The sequence below is a fragment of the Streptomyces sp. NPDC001351 genome, from assembly GCF_042896045.1.
Lineage (GTDB): Bacteria > Actinomycetota > Actinomycetes > Streptomycetales > Streptomycetaceae > Streptomyces.
In genome coordinates this window covers 1-21,778 of the sequence record NZ_JBIAWS010000009.1, presented here as the reverse complement: position 1 = coordinate 21,778, position 21,778 = coordinate 1, and the positions used below count along the sequence as shown (strand labels likewise).

The 21,778-nt window shown below is 71.3% G+C and carries 17 protein-coding genes and 1 riboswitch; of the genes, 7 read left to right on the top strand and 10 right to left on the bottom strand.

The features are described 5' to 3' along the window. Window positions 1–5 precede the first annotated feature (5 nt). The 3 genes from ACFY1U_RS30965 to ACFY1U_RS30955 all read right to left on the bottom strand — a co-directional run bounded on the left by ACFY1U_RS30965 (window position 6) and on the right by ACFY1U_RS30955 (window position 3,169). Window positions 6–1,142, bottom strand: a complete 1,137-nt coding sequence (locus ACFY1U_RS30965; protein WP_390697428.1) for an FAD-dependent oxidoreductase — start codon at window positions 1,140–1,142, stop codon at window positions 6–8. Window positions 1,143–1,223: 81 nt separating this feature from the next. Continuing rightward, entirely contained in the window at window positions 1,224–2,186 is a 963-nt protein-coding gene (locus tag ACFY1U_RS30960; RefSeq protein WP_390697427.1) for a cyclase family protein, read from the bottom strand. Beyond that, complete coding sequence (locus ACFY1U_RS30955; protein WP_390697426.1) at window positions 2,183–3,169, bottom strand: fumarylacetoacetate hydrolase family protein; 987 nt, start codon at window positions 3,167–3,169, stop codon at window positions 2,183–2,185. Before ACFY1U_RS30955 ends, ACFY1U_RS30960 begins: the two co-directional genes overlap by 4 nt. 154 nt (window positions 3,170–3,323) lie before the next feature. Between ACFY1U_RS30955 and ACFY1U_RS30950 the strand changes: the two genes are divergently transcribed. Beyond that, window positions 3,324–4,289 (top strand): LysR family transcriptional regulator, encoded by a 966-nt coding sequence (locus tag ACFY1U_RS30950; RefSeq protein ID WP_390697425.1) that lies wholly within the window; start codon window positions 3,324–3,326, stop codon window positions 4,287–4,289. 56 nt (window positions 4,290–4,345) lie between these two features. Here ACFY1U_RS30950 and ACFY1U_RS30945 read toward each other — a convergent pair whose 3' ends face one another. Then, on the bottom strand, window positions 4,346–5,614 hold the full coding sequence (locus tag ACFY1U_RS30945; RefSeq protein ID WP_390697424.1) for an MFS transporter: 1,269 nt from the start codon (window positions 5,612–5,614) through the stop codon (window positions 4,346–4,348). Window positions 5,615–5,877: 263 nt separating this feature from the next. Next, window positions 5,878–6,765 (bottom strand): PfkB family carbohydrate kinase, encoded by an 888-nt coding sequence (locus ACFY1U_RS30940; protein WP_390697763.1) that lies wholly within the window; start codon window positions 6,763–6,765, stop codon window positions 5,878–5,880. 182 nt (window positions 6,766–6,947) lie between these two features. On the opposite strand from ACFY1U_RS30940, the gene ACFY1U_RS30935 reads away from it, so the two are divergent. Then, entirely contained in the window at window positions 6,948–7,826 is an 879-nt protein-coding gene (locus tag ACFY1U_RS30935) for a lysozyme (protein ID WP_390697423.1), read from the top strand. Window positions 7,827–7,921: 95 nt separating this feature from the next. Here the strand turns inward: ACFY1U_RS30935 and pepN are convergent, their stop codons facing one another. Both pepN and ACFY1U_RS30925 read right to left on the bottom strand, forming a co-directional pair. Then, the gene (pepN, locus tag ACFY1U_RS30930) at window positions 7,922–10,357 is read right to left on the bottom strand and encodes an aminopeptidase N (protein WP_390697422.1); all 2,436 of its coding nucleotides are present in this window, start codon (window positions 10,355–10,357) and stop codon (window positions 7,922–7,924) included. A 248-nt stretch (window positions 10,358–10,605) separates the two neighbouring features. Beyond that, window positions 10,606–12,450 (bottom strand): phosphatidylglycerol lysyltransferase domain-containing protein, encoded by a 1,845-nt coding sequence (locus ACFY1U_RS30925; RefSeq protein WP_390697421.1) that lies wholly within the window; start codon window positions 12,448–12,450, stop codon window positions 10,606–10,608. Between the two features lie 659 nt (window positions 12,451–13,109). Between ACFY1U_RS30925 and ACFY1U_RS30920 the strand changes: the two genes are divergently transcribed. After that, window positions 13,110–14,480, top strand: a complete 1,371-nt coding sequence (locus ACFY1U_RS30920; RefSeq protein ID WP_390697420.1) for a PQQ-binding-like beta-propeller repeat protein — start codon at window positions 13,110–13,112, stop codon at window positions 14,478–14,480. A 37-nt stretch (window positions 14,481–14,517) separates the two neighbouring features. On the opposite strand, the gene ACFY1U_RS30915 is transcribed toward ACFY1U_RS30920, so the two are convergent. Then, window positions 14,518–14,781 carry a PepSY domain-containing protein gene (locus ACFY1U_RS30915; RefSeq protein WP_390697419.1) on the bottom strand — a complete coding sequence of 88 codons (264 nt, stop codon included), beginning with the start codon at window positions 14,779–14,781 and terminating at the stop codon, window positions 14,518–14,520. A 58-nt stretch (window positions 14,782–14,839) separates the two neighbouring features. Then, window positions 14,840–15,472 carry a hypothetical protein gene (locus ACFY1U_RS30910; protein ID WP_390697418.1) on the bottom strand — a complete coding sequence of 211 codons (633 nt, stop codon included), beginning with the start codon at window positions 15,470–15,472 and terminating at the stop codon, window positions 14,840–14,842. Between the two features lie 323 nt (window positions 15,473–15,795). Next, a riboswitch (M-box (ykoK) riboswitch) is annotated at window positions 15,796–15,976 on the top strand. A 319-nt stretch (window positions 15,977–16,295) separates the two neighbouring features. Here ACFY1U_RS30910 and ACFY1U_RS30905 point away from each other — a divergent pair. Together ACFY1U_RS30905 and ACFY1U_RS30900 are read left to right on the top strand one after the other, a co-directional pair. Then, window positions 16,296–17,642 (top strand): magnesium transporter MgtE N-terminal domain-containing protein, encoded by a 1,347-nt coding sequence (locus tag ACFY1U_RS30905; protein ID WP_390697417.1) that lies wholly within the window; start codon window positions 16,296–16,298, stop codon window positions 17,640–17,642. After that, window positions 17,639–18,925, top strand: a complete 1,287-nt coding sequence (locus tag ACFY1U_RS30900) for an NRAMP family divalent metal transporter (protein ID WP_390697416.1) — start codon at window positions 17,639–17,641, stop codon at window positions 18,923–18,925. The genes ACFY1U_RS30905 and ACFY1U_RS30900 overlap by 4 nt, the downstream gene beginning before the upstream one ends. Before the next feature lie 37 nt (window positions 18,926–18,962). Here ACFY1U_RS30900 and ACFY1U_RS30895 read toward each other — a convergent pair whose 3' ends face one another. Beyond that, window positions 18,963–20,429 carry an amidase gene (locus ACFY1U_RS30895; RefSeq protein ID WP_390697415.1) on the bottom strand — a complete coding sequence of 489 codons (1,467 nt, stop codon included), beginning with the start codon at window positions 20,427–20,429 and terminating at the stop codon, window positions 18,963–18,965. Window positions 20,430–20,838: 409 nt separating this feature from the next. Between ACFY1U_RS30895 and ACFY1U_RS30890 the strand changes: the two genes are divergently transcribed. Both ACFY1U_RS30890 and ACFY1U_RS30885 read left to right on the top strand, forming a co-directional pair. Continuing rightward, the gene (locus tag ACFY1U_RS30890) at window positions 20,839–21,198 is read left to right on the top strand and encodes a zinc ribbon domain-containing protein YjdM (protein WP_390697414.1); all 360 of its coding nucleotides are present in this window, start codon (window positions 20,839–20,841) and stop codon (window positions 21,196–21,198) included. A gap of 171 nt (window positions 21,199–21,369) precedes the next feature. After that, entirely contained in the window at window positions 21,370–21,708 is a 339-nt protein-coding gene (locus tag ACFY1U_RS30885) for an ArsR/SmtB family transcription factor (protein WP_390697413.1), read from the top strand. The last annotated feature ends 70 nt before the right edge of the window (window positions 21,709–21,778 follow it).

The following is a 21,778-nucleotide window of genomic DNA, read 5'->3' as shown; positions in this document are numbered from 1 at the left end:
ATCGGTCACGGGAGTTCCTTCAGCGCGTTCATGGTGCGGCCGATCAGCCCCGGCACGTCGGCGTCGCGCACCCCGTCGAGCGTCCACTGGCCCAGTTGCACGGAGGCGTCGACGACCATGCGCACCCGGGGCAGCCGCCGGTCCCGGTAGTCGGTGAAGAGCTGGTCGTCCCAGTCGCCGCGGGTGGTCAGCAGCTCGCAGAGGACTGAGGTGTCCTCGAGGGACATCGCCGCGCCCTGCGCCAGGGTGGGCGGGCAGCAGTGGGCGGCGTCCCCGACCAGCACGACCCGGCCGCGGTGCCAGGGCCCTTCCACCAGGTGGCGGTCGAACCAGGTGTAGTTGACCTTGGCCGGATCGTCGATGTGCTTCACGATCTCGGGCCAGAAGCCGCCGTAGCCCTGTGCAAGGCCGCGCATCTCGTCGGCGTACGACTGGGGCGGGATCGACGCGCGGTCCCGGCACCCCTCGACGACGTAGGCGTAGATGGTGCTCTCGCTGGTGGGGCAGTATCCGGCGATGTAGGCCGGTCCGCCGTAGGCGAGGTCGGTGCGCTCCAGACCCTCCGGACGCGGAGCGGCGATGCGCCAGATGGCCATGCCGGTCGGCGCGGGCTTGTCGGTGATGCCGATCGCGGCGCGGGTCGCCGAGTTGAGACCGTCGGCGGCGACGACCAGGTCGTAGCGGCCCTCGGTGCCGTCGCTGAGGCGTACCGAGACGCCGTCGGTGTCCTGTTCCAGGGACTCGGCGGTGACGCCCAGGCGCACGGTGGCACCGGATGCGCGGACCGCGTCGCTCAGGATCTGCTGGAGCCGGGGGCGCTGCATGCCGACGGTGGCGGGCAGCTCCGGGCCGCCGGTCTGGATGTCCTCGGCGACGAACAGCACGGTGCCGTCCGGGGCGGTGACCCCCACTGAGCCGAAGGCGAAACCGGAGGCGCTCACCTGCTCCCAGACGCCCAGTTCGCGCAGCACCCTGAGGGCGTTGCCCTGGAGGGTGATGCCGGAACCGGTGGAGGCGTGCCAGTCGGGGCTGGCCTCGATCAGGTCCACCGTGATGCCCGCACGGCGCAGCAGGATCGTGACGGCGTTGCCGGAGGCGCCCCCACCGACGACGAGTACGGAACGGGCGTGGGGATCGGTCATGTCGGGGATACCTCCCGGTCGGGGCCGCACGGCTTCGGGCGGCGGGGGATGCGGCTCGCCCCTTAGGGGCGCGGCCGGGCGTTACTTGACGGCGATGGGGTTGACCGGGGAGCCGACCGCACCGGTGATGGGCAGTGGCGCCGCGGTGAGCCAGAACTCGTACACGCCGTCTTCTGCGCAGTCCGCGGCGAGCGCGTCGAGGTCCCACATCTCGCCGATCAGCAGTCCGATGTTGGGGATGACGACCTGGTGCAGCGGCTGGAAGGCGTTCTCGAATTCGTTGGGCCGCACCTCGAAACCCCAGGTGTCGGTGGCGATCGCGGCGATCTCGGTGCCGTGCAGCCAGCCCGCGGTGGTGAACGACAGGCCCGGTGCGGGCCCGCCCGCGTAGTCGCCCCAGCCCTCGCGCCGGGCGCGGGCGAGGTGCCCGGTCCGTACGAGGACGATGTCGCCGCGCCCGACGGCCACCCCATGCGCCGCGGCGGCCACGGTCAGATGCTCCTCGGTGATCGCGAAGCCGTCGGGCAACTCGCCGTCCGCGCCGATCACTCGGCCCACGTCGAGGAGCACCCCGCGCCCGGCGACATACGGCGCCATGTGCTCGATGCCGGTGACGAGGTCGCCCTCGGAGGTGACGACCTTCTCGGCCGCCCGTCCGTTCCAGGCCCTGCCGTGGTCGAAGATGTGGCCGAGTCCGTCCCACTGGGTGGAGCACTGCAACGGCATGGCGATCACGTCGTCGGCGCCGCCGATGCCGTGCGGGAAGCCCTGGTTGCCGAGGGCGGCGTCGCCGCCGGTGTCGAGCATCGTGTGGACGGGGTTGGTCCGCCGGCGCCAGCCCTTCTGCGGGCCGTTCATGTCGAAGGACTGCGACAGTGAGAAGCTGACTCCGCGGCGCACAAGCGCAGCGCCTTCACGCCGCTTGGCCTCGTCGAGGAAGTTGAGCGTGCCGAGTACGTCGTCCTCGCCCCAACGTCCCCAGTTGGAGCAGGACTTGGCGGCCTCGGCGATCGCGCCCTCCGGGTCGTGACGGTCGAGCGTCATGATGCCTCCTCCGCCACACATCGGGTGCGCTGGACACCCAGACCGGTGATGGAGCCCTCCATGACGTCGCCGTCGCGCAGCAGCCGGCCCCAGTGCATGCCGTTGCCGGCCGGGCTGCCGGTCAACACCAGGTCGCCGGGCAGAAGTTGGGAAGTCCGGGAGATGTACGACACCAGCCGCGCGACCCCGAAGAGCATGTCCTTGGTGGACTCGTCCTGCATGGTGTCGCCGTTCAGCTTCAGGGTGACCCGAAGATCCTGCGGATCCGCGATCGACCCGGCCGGCACGAGCCATGGCCCGAGCGGGGTGAAGCCGGGGGCGTTCTTGCAGCGCAGCCAGTCGGTACCGATGGCCTTCATGTCCCGGCGGAAGACGGTGGCACGATCGGTGAGGTCGTTGGCGATCGTGTAGCCGGCCACGTACTCCAGGGCCTCCTCCACCGACACCCGGTAGGCGGGCTTGGCGATGACGGCCGCCAACTCCAGCTCCCAGTCCGGCTGTTCGGCCCAGTCGGGCAGTACGACGTCGTCGTACGGTCCCGTGACCGTGCTCGGCAGGCCGATGAACACGTACGGCAGGTCCTCGGCGGCCCGGCGGTCCATGACCGCGGCGATCTCCGCACGCGCCTCCTCGACCGTGCGCGGATCGTCAGGGGAGCGGTGGGCGACCTCCAGGTCGATCACGTGCTGTCGGTAGTTCGCGCCGGACTGGAAGATCTGGCGGGGCTCCAGCGGGGCGTGCACCCGCAGGCCCTCCAGCGGCCGCCAGTCGAGGGCGGTGTCGCCCGCCAGGGCATGCAGCTCGGGGAGGGCCTGCTCCCACCGCTCGACCACGGCACGCACCTCGCGCGGCGCCCAGTCCAGGGCTTTGCTCAGGTCGAGTACGCGGCCTTCGGCCAAGAGGCCGGGGAAGGGGGCTCCGTCGTCCTGGGCCGAGAACGTGCCGAGCGCGAACGGGCCGGCAGGTTGCACGAGCGTTGCCATCAGATTTCCTCCTGCTGGGTTGCGGACTACTCTGACCCCGATCAACCAATCAGGGAAATCAATCCTGTGGATCCATCACATCCATGGCATGGATGATGCGCAGGATGGCCGCCCGCACCCATCAGCTCGCCAGCTCGCTCCCAGGTGGTAGCCAGTGAACCTGTCCCGTCTCGACCTCAATCTGGTCGTCGCCCTGCGTGCGCTGCTGGAGGAGCGCAACGTCACCCGGGCCGGCGAGCGCATCGGACTGAGCCAGCCCGCGATGAGCGCGGCGCTGGCCAGGCTGCGCCGTCATTTCGGCGACGAATTGCTCGCACGCACCGGGAACTCCTACGAGCTGACCCCGCTCGGCGTCGCCCTGCGAGACCGCAGTGTGACCGCCTGCGACCTGCTGGAACGTGTCTTCTCCAGCCAGGCCGACTTCGACCCCGCGGCCGAGACCCGGGAGTTCACACTGTTCGCGTCCGACTACGGCACGGCCGTGTTCGGTGCCGCGCTCGCCCGCGCCCTGCACCACGAGGCGCCCGGCATCCGGCTCACCTTCCAGCACACACCGCCGTCCGTCGTGGAGAACCCCGCCACCGCGCTGAGCACGGTCGACGGCCTGCTCATGCCGCACGGCGTCATTGACGGCCTGCCCGCCGTCGACCTCCACCAGGACCGATGGCTGTGCCTGGTCGCCGACGACAACCCCGAGATCGGCGACGAGCTCACCCTCGACCACCTGGCACGCCTGCCCTGGGCCGTCTACCAGCGCCCCTACGACGCCCCCGCGACCCGCCAGCTCAGCATGATCGGCATCAGCCCCCGGGTGGAGGTGTCCGTGCAGGCCTTTCAGCTGCTGCCCCACATGGTCGAGGGCACCAGCCGGGTCGCGATGATCCAGGAACGCCTGGCCCGCAGCGCGACCCGCCTAGCCGCGGTTCGCGTCCTGCCCTGCCCCTTCGAGGCCGTACCGGTGCAGGAGGCGATGTGGTGGCATCCGGTGCACGCCCAGGACGCGGCCCACATCTGGCTCCGTCAGAAGGCGGCGGAGGTGGGCGCGACGCTGACGGGCAACGGCCACGAGAGGGCCGTCTCCGGCGCACAGGACGCCGGGCCGACGGCGGGCCGGCCGTGATCCGGCCCGCTGCCGGCCCCTGAGCGACGCGTCTGTGCCCGTCGGCGCGCGTGACCTCAGGCCAGTTGCTCCGGCAGCGGGCGGGACTCGGCGGCGGGCGCGCGGCGGCGGGCCGCCAGCAGACCCGCGGCGACGAGAGCGGCGGCCACTCCCAGCACGCCGACGGCGCCTGCGAGGCTGCCGACCGCCGACTCCCCGGCGAGCAGCACCAAGGGGCAGACGAACTCACCGGCGAAGAAGGCAGCCGTCCACAGACCTGTGCCGCGGCCGCGGTCCTCGAAGGCCAGCCGGGACATGGCGCTGGTGAGCAGGGCGGGCAGCAGCATGCCCGTGCCGAGACAGTTGATCACCGCTCCGGCGACCAGCAGCGGCGCGTTGCCCGCAAGGAACATCACCCCGAAGCCGACCCCGCAGACGGCGAGAACGCCCGGCAGCATCGCGTCCGGGGAGCGCCCGAGGCGGGCGAAGGTGATCGCCCCGCCCACGGTCGCGGCACTGGCGATCGCCGTGGCCAGACCGATCACACCGGAGTTCTTCGTCCCGAGGTCGTCGAGCAGGTACGACATCTCCACCGGGACGGTGTAGAAGACCATCGCCCCGAAGAAGGTCAGGATGCAGATGCCCCTCAACTCCCGCCAGGGGAAGGGCCGTCGGTCCTCCACCGCGGCCGGTACCGCGACGGCGGCGGGGCGTGCAGCAGGGTCGGGCAGGGCGGTCACCATCAACGGGGCCAGCGCCAGGCTCACGGCGTACACCCAGAAAGGCACCCGCCAGCCCGCCGCTCCGGCGGCGCCGCCGAGCACGAAGAACACGGTGGCCGAGGCGGAGGCGCACATGGTCTGCAGGGCGAGGTACTTCACGCGCCGCTGCCCCGAGTAGTAGTCGCCGATCAGCGTGGTGCAGCACGTCATGATCGCGGCCTCGGTGACACCGACGAGGGCGCGGCTGGCGATGATGGCGCCGAGCGAGTCCAGCCAGAGCGGGGCGGTGCCGAACAGGGCGTACAGCAGCGTCGCCACGATCAGCAGCCGCCTGCGGCCGAGGCGGTCCACGATCACGCCGGCGAACGGGGCCAGCAGGGCCAGCGCCAGCGCGGGAACGGTCAGCGCGAGTGGCACCAGCGCCTTGGCACCCGGAACGGATCCGAAGTGGTCCTGCATCTTCGGCAGCACCGGCGCGATGAGCACCGCCCCGAGAATCGGCAGACAACTGCCCGCCATCAGCACGCCCACGCGCAGCAGATGGGCCGGGCCCGAGACGGTTACGGGCGACGAGGGGGCGTCGTCGACCGCGGTGGCGGACGGCGGCGGGACGGAACCGGGCATGGCGACTCCAGACAGGGTGTACGGAAGCGGGCATGCCTGTCAGGGGCGCCATCGGCGCACGGCATGCAGGGGACGGCCGCACGACTGCGGCTGGTCCGGACAGCGGCGTGCGGGTAGGGACGACTATGGGTGCGTCCGTGCCTGTCCGCCATCCTTGGCGTTATCCGAATCCCGTATCCGGTTCATCCATGCGATGAATGGGCCGATCTGCGTTTGAATTTTCAACCACAGCTGGGTAGAGTCGACCCGCAGCCGGTTGGGCCTCAACCTCCTTGCATCCAGGCACGTGTGCCGAACGACGCACACGCCCGCGAGGCCACCGCGGCCGCACCCCGCAGTGCCTGCACGAAGCCCTCCGACGTCAGAGGTCCCTGGACGGCGAGGTGATGAGCGAGCGCCCCGTGCAGCACGTCACCCGCTCCCAGCGTGTCCGCCACACGGACCGCGGGCACGTCCACCGTCCCACTGCTGTGGGGGCCGGCCCACAGGAGGGGCCTTCCTCCCCGGCTGACCGCCGACCATGCGACCCCGTGCTCCCGCAGAAACCGCAGCGTGTCCGCCGGAGTGCTCGCGCCGGGCGGGCGGAAGTCTGCCGAGCAGACGGCCACGTCGATGAAAGGCAGCAGGTCCTGCGTGCCGTCCTTCCAACTGCCCCCGTCCAGGACGGTCGGACGGCCGGCGGTGCGCGCGAGCCGGGCGGCGGCCACGGCCAGGTCCATGTGATGGCCGTCGAACTCCGCGATGTCACAGGCGGCCACCAGCATGTCGAGATCGTCGGGCGGGGTGAGCCGGTGGCTTTTCGCGTTGGTCGAGGCGACGGCGCGTTCCCCGCTGGACGCAGTCACCAGGATGGACGACACGGCCGGCGGCTCGGCCGACTCGGCCGCCAGGTCCGACACGGCCACCCCCAGGCGGCCGAGGTCCTCCTTGATCCCGAGCCCCAGCGGATGGGAACCGATCGCGGTGAGCAGCCGGGCCGTGCCCCCCAGGTGGCTGAAGGCGGCGGCCGCGTTCGCCGCCGGACCGCCTGCCGCGACGACCTGCTCACGAGCCGTCAGCTTCTCGTTCGAAGCCGGCGCATGGTCCACGAGCTGAATGACGTCCAGCGTGCACAAGCCGACGAACAGCCCTCCGGGACGTCCCCTCGTCAACAGCTCCACCCACCAGCACCTCCTCCTGCACGGGCCCGCGGCCGGCGTACGAACCGACGGAAAACGCCAACGACACCATCGCCGCACACGCAACCACGAGGCACACCCATTGGAGTACTCCGACCCCGGAATGCCTTCATTGGGCGGTACATGGCGTGCGGTGCGGCGCGCCCCGGGGTCAGATGGGTTGCGTGCCAAGCTGCTTCCGTCCTCAGCACGGCCGCTCGCGCTGGCGTCTCATCGCTGCCCTGACCGGCCTCCTCCTCACCCTGCCCGCCATGCCGCCCGCGTACTCGGCGGCCGGACCCTGGCCCGATCCGCCGGTGCGCGGCGGCGCCTATATGGGAATGGGCGTCGGAAAGTACGAAGGGATGGGCGCCCACCACGACCCCGATCCCGACCCCCCGCCCCTGCAGTCCGGCCAGACCGAAGGCGTCGACGTCTCCAGCTACCAGGGCGACGTCGCCTGGTCCGCCTTGTGGAGCAGCGGCACCCGATGGTCCTACACGAAGGCCACCGAGGGGACGTCCTACCAGAACCCCTACTTCGCCCAGCAGTACGACGGCGCCTATCGCGTCGGCATGGTGCGCGGGGCGTACCACTTCGCCACGCCGGACTCCGGCAGCGGCGCCGCGCAGGCCGACTACTTCGTCGACCACGGCGGGCGCTGGTCCGCCGACGGCCGGACACTGCCCGGTGCCCTCGACATCGAGTGGAACCCCTACGGTGACCCCTGTTACGGCAAGACCAAGAGCGGCATGGTGGCCTGGATCCGTGCCTTCCTGAACCGCTACAAGGCCCGCACCGGTCGCACCGCCGTGATCTACACGGCCACGAACTGGTGGAACAACTGCACGGGCGGCTACAAGGGCTTCGGCTCCACCAACCCCCTGTGGGTCGCCCGGTACGCGTCGACGGTGGGCGAGCTTCCGGCGGGCTGGTCGACGTACACGATGTGGCAGTACACGTCGTCCGGGCCGACCGTCGGCGACCACGACAAGTTCAACGCCCCCGTGGACAAACTGCGGGAGTTCGCGGCCGCTCACCGGGCCGACGACTGACCGCTTCCTGTGCCGGCACGGGCTGACCGCCCGCGCAGGCGCGGCCGCAGGCAGACGCGGCCGGGCCTGGACGGTCGGGCGTCCCGCAGGAACGGTCAGGGCCTGAGGGAACGCGAGTGGAGCATGCGGCGGACCGTGTCCGAGCGTTCGAGGAGTGTGTTGCGGACCACCGGGGCTGCCTCTTCGGAGATCCGCTGGGCGGTTTCGACGTAGCCGGAGTCGATGCCGTGGGGCGGGAACAGGTAACTGGTGAACATCATCGCCGGGATCATTCCCCCCTGGTGCAGATGGGGGATCGCCTCCAGGTAGCGCTGCGTGTATGGGCGCAGCAGGTCGTCCTGGGCGGGACGCCAGAAGGCCGCCGCCACCTGGCCGACCGCGGAGATGGGGACGGCGCGGTCGACGACGAGCTTCTGCCAGACCTCTGCCTTGGCGGCGGCGTCGGGCACGGCGGCCCGTACGGTGAGGGCGCGGATCCAGGCGTCGGGGTCCGGGTCGCGTTCCAGCAGGAGGGCGGCCTCGGACGAGACGTCCCCGCCCAGTTCGGCCGCGCGGACCAGCGCGCGCCAGTGCAGGTCGACGTCGTCGCCCGCCTGTTCGCGCAGCCGGGCGAGGTCCTCGTCGGTCGTGGCGGTACGGGCCAGGCCGCGCAGGGCGACCTGGCGGCGGCCGGGGTCCGCGGCGAGGTCCCGACAGATCCTGGCCACCGCCGCCGTCAGCTCCGCGCGATCGCCGGGCGGCGCCCACAGCTCGGCGATGTTCGCGGCGAGTGTCAGATACGGCTCGATCACGGCGTCCGACGTCTCGGCCGCGAGGACCGCGGTGAGGCACTGCCCGGCTTCCACGGCCGTGGCCTCGCCGGTGGTCAACATGTCCCACACGGTGGCGGCGGCCACGCCCCGGGAGATGGCCGTGGGCAGGTCCGCGGCCGAACGGAGGAGGGTGTCCCGGGTCGTGGGGTCCGGGCGGGCGGTGGCGAAGGTCAGGTCGTCGTCGTTGATCAGCAGGACGTCCGCCGCTGGAGGCAGGCCGGCGACCGGGGTACGGGGCTGTGTCACCTCGACGCGCACCAGCGCCGTACGTTGCAGCGCCTGTCCGTTCCGGGCGTACGCGCCCACCGCCAGAACCTGCGGGCGTGGGGTGCCGGCGGCCACCAGGGTGACGCTCTCGCCCTCGCGCTCCAGCCGGAAGCGGTCGGTGCCGGACGTCGCCAGCCAGGCGGTGCGCCAGCCGTCCAGGTCTCGCCCGCTCGCCTTGCCGAGGGAGTCGATCAGGTCCTGGAGCGTGGTGTTGTCCCAGGCGTGGCGGGCGAAGTAGGCGGCCATACCGGCCCGGAAGCTCTCTTCGCCGACATACGTCATCAGCTGCTGCAGGACCGAGGCGCCCTTGGGATAGGTGATGTTGTCGAAGATCGACGCGGCCTGTGCGACGTCGTGGATGGGCTGGTGGATCGGGTGGGAGACCGGGCCCTGGTCGGCAAGATAGGCCTTGAGCTTGTCGCCCACCAGGTGCCCCGCCCAGGCGTCCGTGTACCGGGTGGCGCGCTCGGCGGCCCAGTGGCAGGCGAACTCCGCGAAGGCCTCGTTCAGCCAGAGGTCGTCCCACCACCGCATGGTGACGATGTTGCCGAACCACATGTGCGCCATCTCGTGCAGCAGCACCTTGGCGAGCAACTCCCGCTCGGCGGGCGTCGGCGCGGCCCTCCGCAGGAACACGTCCGACCAGGTCACGCAGCCGTAGTTCTCCATCGCCCCGCCGAACTCGGGCACGAACACCTGGTCGTACCTGCGCTGCGGGAACGGCATCGCGAAGGCCTCGCCGTAGAAGGCGAGACCCTGCCGGGTGAGGGTGAAGATCTCGTCGGCGTCACGGTCGAGAACCCCGGCGAGCGAGCGGCGCGCGTACAGGCCCAGGTCGTGGCCGTCGGCCTCGCGGCGGATCTCGTGGAAGGGGCCCGCGTTGACGACGGTGTTGTACGGGGACAGCGGCGGCGTGTCCGGGAAGGTCCAGCGGCGGGCCGTCCCCAGCTCCTCGATGCGTGCCTCGCCGGAGTTGCTGGTGACGGTCCAGGCGGCGGGGGCCGTGACGGTGAAGGCGTGCGGGGCCTTGAGATCGGGCTGGTCGAAGCACGCCCAGACGAACCGGGCCTCGTCCGGTTCGAAGCTCATCCACACATAGACCTCGCCGTCGGCGGGGTCGGTCGCCTTGTGCACGCCCCCGCCCGCGGCCGTGTCGGCCTGGACGCTCTCCACACGCAGCACGTTGTGCCCGGCCAGGGCGGGCAGGGGGATCCGGCCGTCACCGCCGGGGGTGAGCGCGGTGCCGTTCAGGGTGGCGCCGACGACCTCTGCCGCGCAGTCCACGAAGGTCTCGGCGCCCGGCTCGTGACAGCTGAAGGTCACGGTGGACACACACCGCACCTCGGGTCCGTCGGGCAGCGCCGTGAGGTCGACGTCCACGTCGTACCGCTCGACGGTCAACAGCGCGGCCCGGCGCTCGGCTTCGCTACGGGTCAGGCTTCGGATCCCCATGCATCCTCCTCGGCAGACAGCGGGCGTCAGCGTATGCCGGACGGCCGCGCCGCGCGCAGGGTTTTCCGGCGCGCCGAACGGGCGCCGGGTGCCCGGTAGTTGGCATGGCCGGGGGGTGCCGGGTGGGCCGGTGGCGGCCGCGGTGATCACACCGGCCGCATCGAGGGCGTGGGCGGCCCGCGCCGGCCGCTCACGCCCTCATGGCTGCTTGCAGAGGAGGTCACGCAGTGCCTGCCCCTCCCGCTGGGTCAGCCTGCTGACGAAACCTCTTGAGCGGGCTGGTTCCTCCGGAGCTGGGGCAGGCGTGGCGGGGTGAGGAAGCCCTCCGCGCAGGCGCTGGCGATGCCGATGCGCGGAAGGTCCGCGGACTTCTCGAACAGCAGGAAGCGGGGCTCCCAGACCGGCCGGTACTTGGCGTTGGCGCGGTAGAGGGACTCGATCTGCCACCAGCGGGAGAAGAAGGTGAGGATGGAGCGCCACAGCCGTAGCACCGGTCCGGCGCCGAGGCGTGCGCCGCGCTCGAAGACGGAACGGAACATGGCGAAGTTCAGCGACACCCGTCGTACATCCAACTCCTTTGCGCGCAGCAGCAGCTCGACGACCATGAACTCCATCAGGCCGTTCTCGCCGTCCCGGTCGCGGCGCATGAGGTCGAGGGACAGCCCGTGCTCGCCCCAGGGCACGAAGCTCAGCAGCGCCCGCAACTCGCCTTCGGCGTCGTGGCACTCCAGCATCACGCAGCTTCCGTCGCCCGGGTCGCCGAGCCGGCCGAGCGCCATGGAGAAGCCGCGCTCGGTGGCGCCGTCGCGCCACTGGTCGGCGCGTTCGACCAGCGTGGCCATCTCGGCCTCGGGGATGTCGGCGTGGCGGCGCATACGCACGGTGTACCCGGCCCGCCGCACCCGGTTGTGCGCCTGACGTACGACGCGCATGGCACGGCCGTCGAGGGTGAAGTCGGCGAGGTCCACGATGGCCTCGTCGCCGAGTTCGAGGGCGTCCAGGCCGTGCCGGGCGTAGATCGTGCCGGCCTCCTCGCTCGCGCCCATCACGGCGGGCGTCCAGGCGTGGCGGCGGGCCTCGGCGAGCCAGGCGTCGATGGCGCCGGGCCATGCCTCCGGGTCGCCGATCGGGTCGCCGGAGGCGAGGGTGACTCCGCCGATCACGCGGTAGGCGACGGCGGCCTTGCCGGTCGGCGACCAGATGACGGCCTTGTCGCGGCGGAGCACGAAGTAGCCGAGGGAGTCGCGCTCGCCGTGCCGGTCGAGCAGCGCGCGCAGCCGCTCCTCGTCCTCCGGGCCCAGCAGGTCCCGGCCGCGGGGCGAGCGGAAGCAGACGTACAGGACGAGGCAGAAGGTCGCGGCGACCATGATGTTGACGATGACGTCCACCCAGCGGGGCGCCTGCACGGCATGCACGCGGTCGGCGAGCGGGCCGACGCTGATGCCCCGCAGCAGCGTGTACGCGACCTTGTCGAACAGCGTGGCACCGTGGAGTTTGTTGGTCGCGCCGACCAGCAGCGTGCCGATGGTGCCGCTGACCAGGATGCCGCCCGCTCCGAAGGCGAGCGCCAGCTTCGGGTTGGACCGGTCCCCGACCGCCTCGAACTCCCGGCGCCCGATCAGCAGCGCGGCCACGAACAGGCCGGTGAGCAGGGCCGACCCCCAGTTGAAGACGTGCCTGCGGAACGGGTCCTGGGTGAGTGCTACGACGTACAGCGCGAAGAGCGGCCCGGCAAGGGCCATGTTGACCGTCCAGGCGGCCCGCTTCCGGCGCCGCATCACCAGCGACAGGAAGATCGCGAGCGCGGCCGAGACCAGGCCGGCGGTGGCCAGGTACGGCGTGAAGTACTCGCCCGCGTGATGCGCGTGGAACCGGTGAGCCGTGTGGGAGGCGTAGATCCGGCCGGTGTTGTGCTCGTCGACCTCGCGCCGGAACGGCACGGACACCACCGCCGCGATGTTGAGCAGGGCGATCAGCCGCAGATACCAGACGGTGAATGCGGCTGCCCGCGCCCGCAGCCGGGAGGGAGCGGGCGGTTGTGCGGGGGTGGAGCGCCGGCGGGGGATCAGGGCCGACTGCTGCTGGGCGGTCATGACTGGGGTCACCTTGGGGAGTGGGCTGTGGGATCGGTACGGGTGGGGACGGGGGACAGGCGAGGGCCGTCGCGTGCCCGACCCCTTCTACCGCGTAGTCCGAACGAACGCCAGCCGGAGACCTGCGGCGTCCGCGGCGGAGGTGATTGCCCGAAGGTGGTGCATCGGCCGGCGGGGAGCTGAGGGTCGAGGTCCACGGCAAGCGCCTCGCGCCCGGAACGCAGCTCCTGAGGGTGCCGAACGAATCCCCCTGGCCGGCGACCATGATCGGTGCGCGGTACTTTGGTCATGTCTCTTCCCGCGTGCTTGCCGTCCACCTCGCCCTACAACCTTGTAGGGCGAGAGCACCCTACATCTTGTAGGACTGATGAGGTGCGGCCGTGACGGCGGAAGACGGCCGACCCTGGTGGCCGGCACGTTCACCTTCGCGCAGTTGAGGATGTGAGGCTGCCGGTCGAGGTTGTCTGTGCCGGTGGATCTGTCCGTCACCTTGACCGTCCCTTGGTGCTCTCTTGGCCAAGCCCCCAGTCGCGAGGGGAGTTGGTGCCCTGTGGCGCCCTCGCGGAGAATCGGCGGGCGCTGCGGACGCGTGTGCCGGGCACAGTGTGAGGAGAGGGGGCACATCTTGGTCTCCTCGGCGGCGGAAGGGGGCGACGGTGATGGCTCGGCGGCTCGCGGCGGTGGTGCTGTGCGGCGGGCTGCTGGCCGCCGGGTGTTCGACGGGCGACGACAGCCCCGTACCGGCACCGCGTTCCCTGCCCCCGCAGAGCCGGTCGGCGGCACCCGCCGGGCAGGCGGACTGGCCGATGTACCACCGTGACGGACCGCGCAGTGGGTACGCCCCTGACACACCGGCGCTCGGTACGCTCCGGCCGGCCTGGACGGCCAGGCTCGACGGCGCGGTGTACGGCCAGCCACTCGTGGTGCGCGGCAAGGTGGTCGCCGCCACCGAGAACAACACCGTCTACGCACTCGCCCCGGACACCGGCCGCGTCCTGTGGCGCCGCCACCTGGGCACACCGCAACCGCGATCGGGCCTGGAGTGCGGAAACATCGACCCGCTGGGCATCACCGGCACGCCCGTGTACGACGCCTCCACGGGGCTCGTCCTCGCCGTCGCCGAGACCGCCGGCGGGCGCCACCACCTGGTGGGACTGGACCTCGCCACGGGCCACGAGATGGTGGACCGCGAGGTGGAGCCCCCGGCCGGCGACCGATCGGCCCATCAGCAGCGTGCCGCGCTCGCCCTGCTGGCCGGCCGGGTCTACATCGCCTACGGCGGGCTGTACGGCGACTGCGGGTCCTACCGGGGCTCCGTGGTCTCGGTTGCGGTCACCGGCGCGGGTCCCGTCACCTCGTACACCGTGCCCACCCACCGCATGGGCGGCATCTGGGCGCCGGGCGGACCGGTGGTCGACGGCGGACGGCTTCTGGTGCCGGTCGGCAACGGCGAGTCCACCGGCGGGAGTTATGACGGAACGGACTCAGTTCTGTCCCTTTCTTCCGATCTGCACCGTACCGACTACTTCGCCCCCTCCGGCTGGGGGCGGGACAACGCGGCCGATGCCGACCTGGGTTCCCTCACCCCGGTGCGGATCGGCCGCTTCGTCCTGACGGTCGGCAAGAGCGGCACCGCCTACTTGCTGGCCGCCGACCACCTCGGCGGAATCGGCGGGCAGCTCGCGCAGACCCGCGCCTGCCCGGCGTACGGAGCGGCGGCTTTCACCGGCGGCACCGTCTATGTGCCGTGCTCCCACGGGCTGCTGCAGCTGACGGTCCGGGCGGACGGCACGATGACCACCGGGTGGCGCATCGCGCTGCGACGGGCGGGCTCGCCCGTGATCGGCGGCGGCGCGGTCTGGGTCACCGACTTCGAGACGGGCACCCTGTACGCCCTCGACCCGGACACCGGCCGGGTCCGTCAGCACCTGGCGGTGGGCCACCTGCCGAACTTCGCCTCGCCCGTGCTCTCCGGCGACCATGTCTACCTCGGCACCCGGACCGGCGTCAGCGCGCTCACCGGCGCGTAGACCTACGCTCGCACACCGGTACACCGGGGGCGGCGACTCAGTCGTCAGTACGGTCGTCGTCCGAGCGGTCGGTGTGCACAGCCATGGCCTTGCCGGACCCGGCGTCGACGGTGACCTCGTGCTCCACACCCTTGTCGGTGACGATGCTGACCTTCCAGACGGCATTGCCCTGCTGTCCCTCCAGGTCGACGGAGGTGACCGTGCCCGCTGTCGTCGTCGGAGTAGTCGTGGGCCCCGTTAGACCGAAGCGCGCCACGCGGGCAGCGGCGAGGGCCTGCTGACCGATCGAGAACTGCTTCAAGGAGCTACGCCACCGCCGTGCCCGTCGTGCCGCGCGGCCGGGACACCCCCGGCATGGGTCACCCCTGCTGGTCAGGGTTCCCGGCATCGGGCGGGCTCGTCGCATCCAGTCGGCCGAGCAGGAAGGGGAGCAGCCCCCGCTCCAGCAGGGCCCGTTGCCAGGCCTCCTGCGCCTGACGTACCGCGGCGTCCCGATCGGGCGGCTCCGAGTGGTCGGCGGGTGCGCGGTTGCGGGCCGTCGTCAGCAGCCACGCCAGATCGCCCAGAGTCGCCCCTGCCGCCACTGCGGCGGCGACCACGCCCGCCGCGATGAGCCCGTCGCCCAAGTGTGGCCGGGCGTCCAGGGCATGCAGGCTGAACCCGGTCAGCAGGAACACACCCGCGGCTACGGCTCCGAGGCTCGGCACCAGCACGGCCAGCCTCGCCAGCAGTTCGCCGCCTTCCTCGCGTGCAGCAACGGTCGAGTCGGCATCGCGCTGTCGCCCGTGGTCGGTCTCGTCGGCGGAGGCCCGCAACCGCAGACAGCGGTCGTACTCGACGGCGGCGGCGCCGGCTATGGCTGCCCGCGCGTTCAGGGCTTCGGCGCGAAGTCGCCCACGGGTCGGCCCTGTAAGGGCACCGCCGATCGCTTCCGAGAGTTCCGGCGAGTCCAGGGCCTGGTCCAGGATCTCCTCGAAGACGGTGTCACCCACCGGTGACAGAGTGTCGGGCTCTTTCATGGATTCCCCGTCGTCGACTCACTGCCGCCGCGCCGAATCGACGGGCACCCTGCACCCTACGGTGTGTAGGGTTTCACGGGGAGGCGGGGGGACGTACGTGATCCGAGAGACCGAGCACGAGTGCTCCCGCGCACCGTCCGACAGCGGGATCCGAACGCGGCGGACGGGATCAGCCGGCACTTCGAGGCGCCGCTCGTCTCACTCGATCCGGTTGCGATAGCTCACAGGCATGGTCAAGGGCCGGTCATAGGCGGGGAAGCCGGGTCGCGGCAGGCGTATTCTGTGTGAGGTTTGACCAGACACCTCGTTCGGTGAGGCGTCTTCACGGACACAGGCCACTGATCCCACCCGTCGAGAGACGCTCCGGATCAGGACAGGTCTCCCCGGCCCAAGGGGTGACCCCAAGTGGCTTCCCCCGCCTGGTCGGCGGGGGATCACGCCGTGGAGTGCCAAAGCTCTGACGAGTTGGGGTGCGCCGGAGCCGAGTGCTCCCGGTTGCCCCTTGCCGTATGGCTGCGACGCCCGTTGCGCGGCCGGGACCGGGAGGAGGCGAGATGGACAGTAGTCCGGGCCATAGTCGGCCCTCCTCCGTGTTGTCCACGCTGTCCTTCCGCGGCCCCGGACAGCCCGTCCTTCCCTGAGTGCTGCCGCACATCGGCTCCGCCGGACCGAGCGTCGGCGTGCCGTCGTCGTGCTGTGTGCCGAGGTCCAGGGGGAGGCGTGCTGCCCAGGGCGGCCCGGTGCCCCGCCGTCGTGGGGCAAGGGGGTGTTCGTCTTGGCTGCCCACACTCTGCTCATGTCCACCTCGGCCCGTCTGCGCGACCGGCGGGTCACTCTGGAACGCCGTGCCACCGCGTCCAAGGCGGTCCGTACGTCACTGGTGTCGCTCGCCGGGCTCGTCGGGGGCCCGGCCACCAACCAGTCCGGCGAGGAGGTCGGGCGCGTCGTCGACGTCGTCGCCCGGCTGTACGGGCCCGAACCGTACCCGCCCGTCACCGGGCTGATCCTGCGCATCGGCCGCCGGCGGACCTTCCTGCCCGCCGACGCCGTCGGCAAGGTCCAGGCGGGGCACGTACGGCTGCGTACAGCGCGGGTCGACCTGCGAGACTTCGCCCGCCGGCCGGGCGAGGTGCTGCTGGCCAAGGACGTCCTCGACCACCAACTGGTCGACGTGGACGGGGTCCAGGTCACCCGCGCCGCCGACCTGTACCTGGCGCCCCTGGTCGACCAGGTCGTACTGGTAGGGGTGGACGTCTCCCTGCCCACCCTGCTGCGCCGACTAGGACCCCGCCGCTGGCAGGCGAGGCCGACCCCCGAGCGGGTGCTGGACTGGCAGGCGGTGGCCCCCTTCGCCGAACAGGCCACCGAAGGGCCGCCCGAGGTGCGGCTGCGCGCCTCCAGGACCGCACTGCACCGGCTGCGCCCGGCCGATCTGGCCGACATCCTCGAAGACCTCGGCCGCGCCGAACGCCAGCAGCTGCTCGGCTGGCTGGAACCGGAGCAGGCCGCCGACGCACTGGAGGAGATGGAACCGGCCGAACTGGAGAACCTGCTGCGCGAGGCCAAGCCGGAGCACGCCGCCCGGCTGGTGGACGAGATGGAGCCGGACGAGGCCACCGACGCCCTGCGCGACCTCACCGGCGAGGAGCGCGAGGCGCTGCTGACCCGTATGCCCAAGAGGGAGGCGGCCGAGCTGCGGCGGCTGCTGACCCACCGCGAGGGCACGGCCGGCGGCGCCATGACCACCCTCCTGGTCACCGCCCGGCGCGACGCGACCGTCGCCGACCTGCGGGCACGGCTGGCCGAACAGGTCGAGCACCGCACCGAGATCGACGCCGTCGCCGTCGTCGACGACGAGGGCCGGGTCCTGTGCGACATCCCCCTCTTCGACCTGGCCGTGGCCGAGGACACGGCCCCGGTGGCCGACCTGGTGACCTGGCGGGCCCAGTTCGGCCCGCCCGTCACCGTCCACGCGGACACTCCGCTGGCCGACGCCGCCGACCAGTTGGTCGCGGCCCGCGCCTCCTCCCTCCTGGTGGTCGACGACGGCGACCGCCCGCTCGGCCGGATCCTGGCCGACGACCTGCTCGACGCCCTGCTGCCCGAACGCGGGCGCCTGCACTTCCGGAGGTTCCTGCAGTGACCCGCGACCTCGACACCACCCCCGTCACCCCGGAAGCCCCCGCACGCCGCACCGGCTGGCGCCGCATCACCGTGGTCGCGGCGATCGCCGGCCCCGGCCTGGTCGCCGCGAACGCCGGCAACGACGCCGCCGGCATCGCCACCTATGCCTCGGCGGGCGCCCAATTCACCTACGGCACCTTGTTCTTCATGGTGCTGGTCACCATCGCCCTGGTCATGGTGCAGGAGATGGCCGTCCGCCTCGGCGCCCACACCGGCAAAGGCCTCGGTGCCCTGATCCGCGAGCAGTTCAGCCTCCGCCTGAGCGCACTGGCCGTGTTCTGCCTGCTGCTGGCCAACACCGGTCTGGTGGTGAGTGAGTTCGCGGGCATCGGCGCCGCGTTCGAACTCCTCGGCGTCCCGAAATGGGCGGTCATCCCGCCCGCCGCGATCCTCCTCTGGGCCCTGGTCCTGTTCGGGTCCTACCACTGGGCCGAACGCATCTTCCTGATCATGTCGCTGGCGTTCTTCGCCTACCCGATCGCGATGATCCTCGGCCACCCCGACTGGGGCGCCGTAGGCCACCACCTGGTGGTCCCGCACGTCGAGCCGAACAAGGACTTCATCCTCCTGGCGGTCGCGCTGATCGGCACGACGGTCAGCCCGTACATGCAGTTCTACGCCGCCGCAGGTGTCGTCGACCGGGGTGCCAAGCCCGCCGACTACCCCCTCATCCGCGCCGACGCCATCCTCGGCGCCGTCTTCGCCTGCGTCATCAGCCTGACCATCATCATCGCCACCGCCTCGGCCATCGGCGGCACCGGTCCGCTCAACTCCGCCGCCCAGGCCGCCGAGGCCCTCAAACCGGTCGCCGGCCAGAACGCGGAACTCCTCTTCGCCGTCGGCCTGATCGGCGCCTCCGCCCTGGCCGGAGCCGTCGTCCCCCTCTCCGCCAGCTACGCCATAGGCGAGGCCGCCGGTGTGGAACGCTCCGTCTCCCGCAGCTTCCGCGACGCCCCGCTCTTCCTGGGCCTGTTCACCGCCCAGATCGTGCTCGGCGCCACGGTCGCCATGACACCGGTGGACGTCATCCAACTCCTCATCGGCACCCAGGTCCTGCAGGGCCTGATCAGCCCCGTCGTCCTGGTGTACCTGCTGGTGCTGACCAACCGCCGCTCCGTCCTCGGCCCTGCCGCCAACGGCCCCCGCTACCGCATCGCGGCCACCGCCGTGGTCGTCGGAGTCGGCGGCATGTCCACCATCCTTCTGGTCCAGACAGTGCTCGGCTGGTTCGGCCTCGCCTGACGCCCCCACCGGGGGCGTCAGGCGTCGCGCTCCACGACTACGAGCCTTCGGAGTACCCCGGCGCCTGGAAGCCGCCGAGCTTCGGTTCGAGCAGCTCGGCCATCCGCAGCGGGGTGCGGTCCTCGAACATCGGACCGACGAGCTGCACGCCCACCGGCAGACCCTCGGGGGACCGGCCCGCGGGTACGGCGGTGGCGGGCAGCCCGGGCATGGTGGCCAGACCGGCCCAGACGAGCTGGTCCAAGTACGGATACTCGACGCCGTCGATGGTGAGCCGGCGACCCATCAGATCGGGGTTATGGTCGTGCGGGAAGGCGGGAGTGGGCGTGATGGGACACACCACGGCGTCGAACTCCGCGAAGAGCCGCCGCCAGCCGTGCCGGTGGAGTTCGCGACGGCTGTCCGCCTTCACCCAGTCCCGGTGGCTGAACACCATGCCCCGCAGCCGCTCCGCATGGAGACTCCGGTCGTCCGCGCTCAGCCCGGCGACAACGGCTCGCAGCTGCTCGTACACCTCGTCGGGAAAACGTGCGGCGGCACCCGAGAACCACAACTGCATGTAGACCACCGCGGCTTCGGCCAGATCGGGCAGCAGCGGACTGTGCCGTTCGACGCGGGCACCGCCGTCGGCAAGCGCGTCGGCCACCCGGTTGACGCCCGCCCGCACGGCGGACCCGGACGGGATGAACGGATGCTCCTCCAGGACCAGGACCCGGAAGTCGCGGAGCCGCTCGTGGCGCGCGGGCGGCAGCCTCAGGCCATACGCCACACCCTGCGTCAGCGGGTCCGGGCCGGCCATCACGTCGAGCAGAAGCGTGAGGTCGCGGGCACTGCGAGCCATCGGACCGACGACGGCGAGGTCCTGGTCGACCGGCAGCGCCGGCCCGGGCGGCGGGACCATGCCCCGGGTCGCCGCCAGCCCCAGTGTCGGCTTGTGCGCGTAGACACCGCAGAAGTGTGCGGGGGTGCGCAGCGAACCGCCGATGTCGGAGCCGATGGACAGCGCGCCGAATCCGCACGCCAGGGCCGCCGCTGATCCGCCGGAGGACCCACCCGGCGTACGGCCGTGATCCCACGGGTTGTTGGTGGTGCCGTAGATCTCGTTGAAGCTCTGCACATCCTGCAGTCGCAAGGGCACATTGGTCTTGCCGAGCACCACCGCGCCTGCGGCCTTGAGCCGCGACACCTGCACCGCGTCCTCGGCCGGCATGTAGTCCCGGTGCGGCGGTATGCCCCAGGTCGTAGGCAGTCCGGCGATGTCGTAGGACTCCTTGACCGTCACCGGAATGCCGAGCAGCGGCCGGTCCTCGCCCCGGGCGCGGGCCTGGTCGGCGTCGCGCGCGGCGGCCCGCGCACGGTCGAAGTCCGGCACACAGATCGCGTTGACCGCCTTGTCGTCCCGCTCAATACGGGCGATCGCCTCGTCGGTCAGCTCCACCGAGGTCACTTCACCGGCACGCAGGGCAGCCATGAGCTTTTCGGCCGTCAGAAAATTCCACTCCATGAATCGGACCGTATCGGTGCCTGGGAGAGGCCATGAAATGCCGCTCCGCGCAAGGCAGTTAACGGAATACCCCTTGGCGAACGGCCTGCTGGTCATGCCAAGCTTTCCTCCACCAAAAGGGTGGGCGGCGAGGGCCGGTCACCGTGTCGTGCGTGTGGAGGCGGAGATCGGCTCCGTAAGGAACGGGGCCCGCTCGAAAGCGAAGCGGCTGCTGGCCGACCCCGCGGTCACCACGGTCGCAGTCGAGCACAAAGACCGCCTCGGCCGGATGAACATCGAACTCGTCGAGGCGGCCCTGTCCGCACACGGCACGGTACGTCGAGCATCTGCTCGGACCCGACGGGATGTGCTCATATCGGCAGGTCGGTCGAGGGACGGTTCGGGAAACGGTGCCGGATAGTCTGGCGGGATGAACGAGAATCTTCCGCCCTGTCCGAAGTGCTCCTGTGAGTACACCTACGAGATGAACGCCCTGGTGGTGTGCCCCGAGTGCGGCCACGAATGGGTTCCCGCCGAGGCCGGTGCCGAGGGCGGCGAGGCCGCCGGGGAGCGTGTGATCAGGGACGCCGTCGGCAATGTGCTGGCGGACGGCGACTCCGTGGTGGTCGTGAAGGCGCTCAAGGTGAAGGGCAGCCCGTCGGGGATCAAGGCCGGGACCAAGGTGCGCAACATCCGGCTGGTCGACGGGGTCGACGGTCACGACATCGACTGCAAGGTCGACGGCTTCGGCGCGATGCAGCTCAAGTCGAGCGTGGTCAAGAAGGCCTGAGCCCGGCGAGGGACCCCCTCCGTCGATGAGTCGTCCTGGGCGCAGCCGGATGCGGAATTGCAAAATTTCGCAATTGGTTAGATGCTGGCTTGGCTGTGTCTGCAGGTAGTCACGGGCACAGCCATTCGTGTCCGCCCCGTGCGCGGGGCCTTGCAGGGAGTCCGAGGGGTCGTGTCCGTTCCGCTGTACCAGGCCAAGGCTGAGTTCTTCCGGATGCTCGGCCATCCCGTACGGATACGCGTGCTGGAATTGCTGCAGGACGGGCCGATGCCGGTGCGGGACCTGCTGGCTCAGATCGAGGTCGAGCCCTCCGGGCTGTCGCAGCAGCTGGCGGTGCTGCGCCGCTCCGGGATCGTCACCTCCACCCGCGAGGGCTCGACCGTCGTCTACGAGCTGGCCGGCGGCGACGTCGCCGATCTGATGAAGGCCGCGCGGCGGATCCTGACCGAGATGCTCGCCGGGCGCAACGTACTGCTGGCCGAGCTGCGGGAAGCCGGGGCTGTCGCGTGATGGCCGGGGGAATCGGCCGGGCGTGGGCCCGGATCGCGGTGTTGCTGCCGGGGCGCGGAGACCTCGCAGA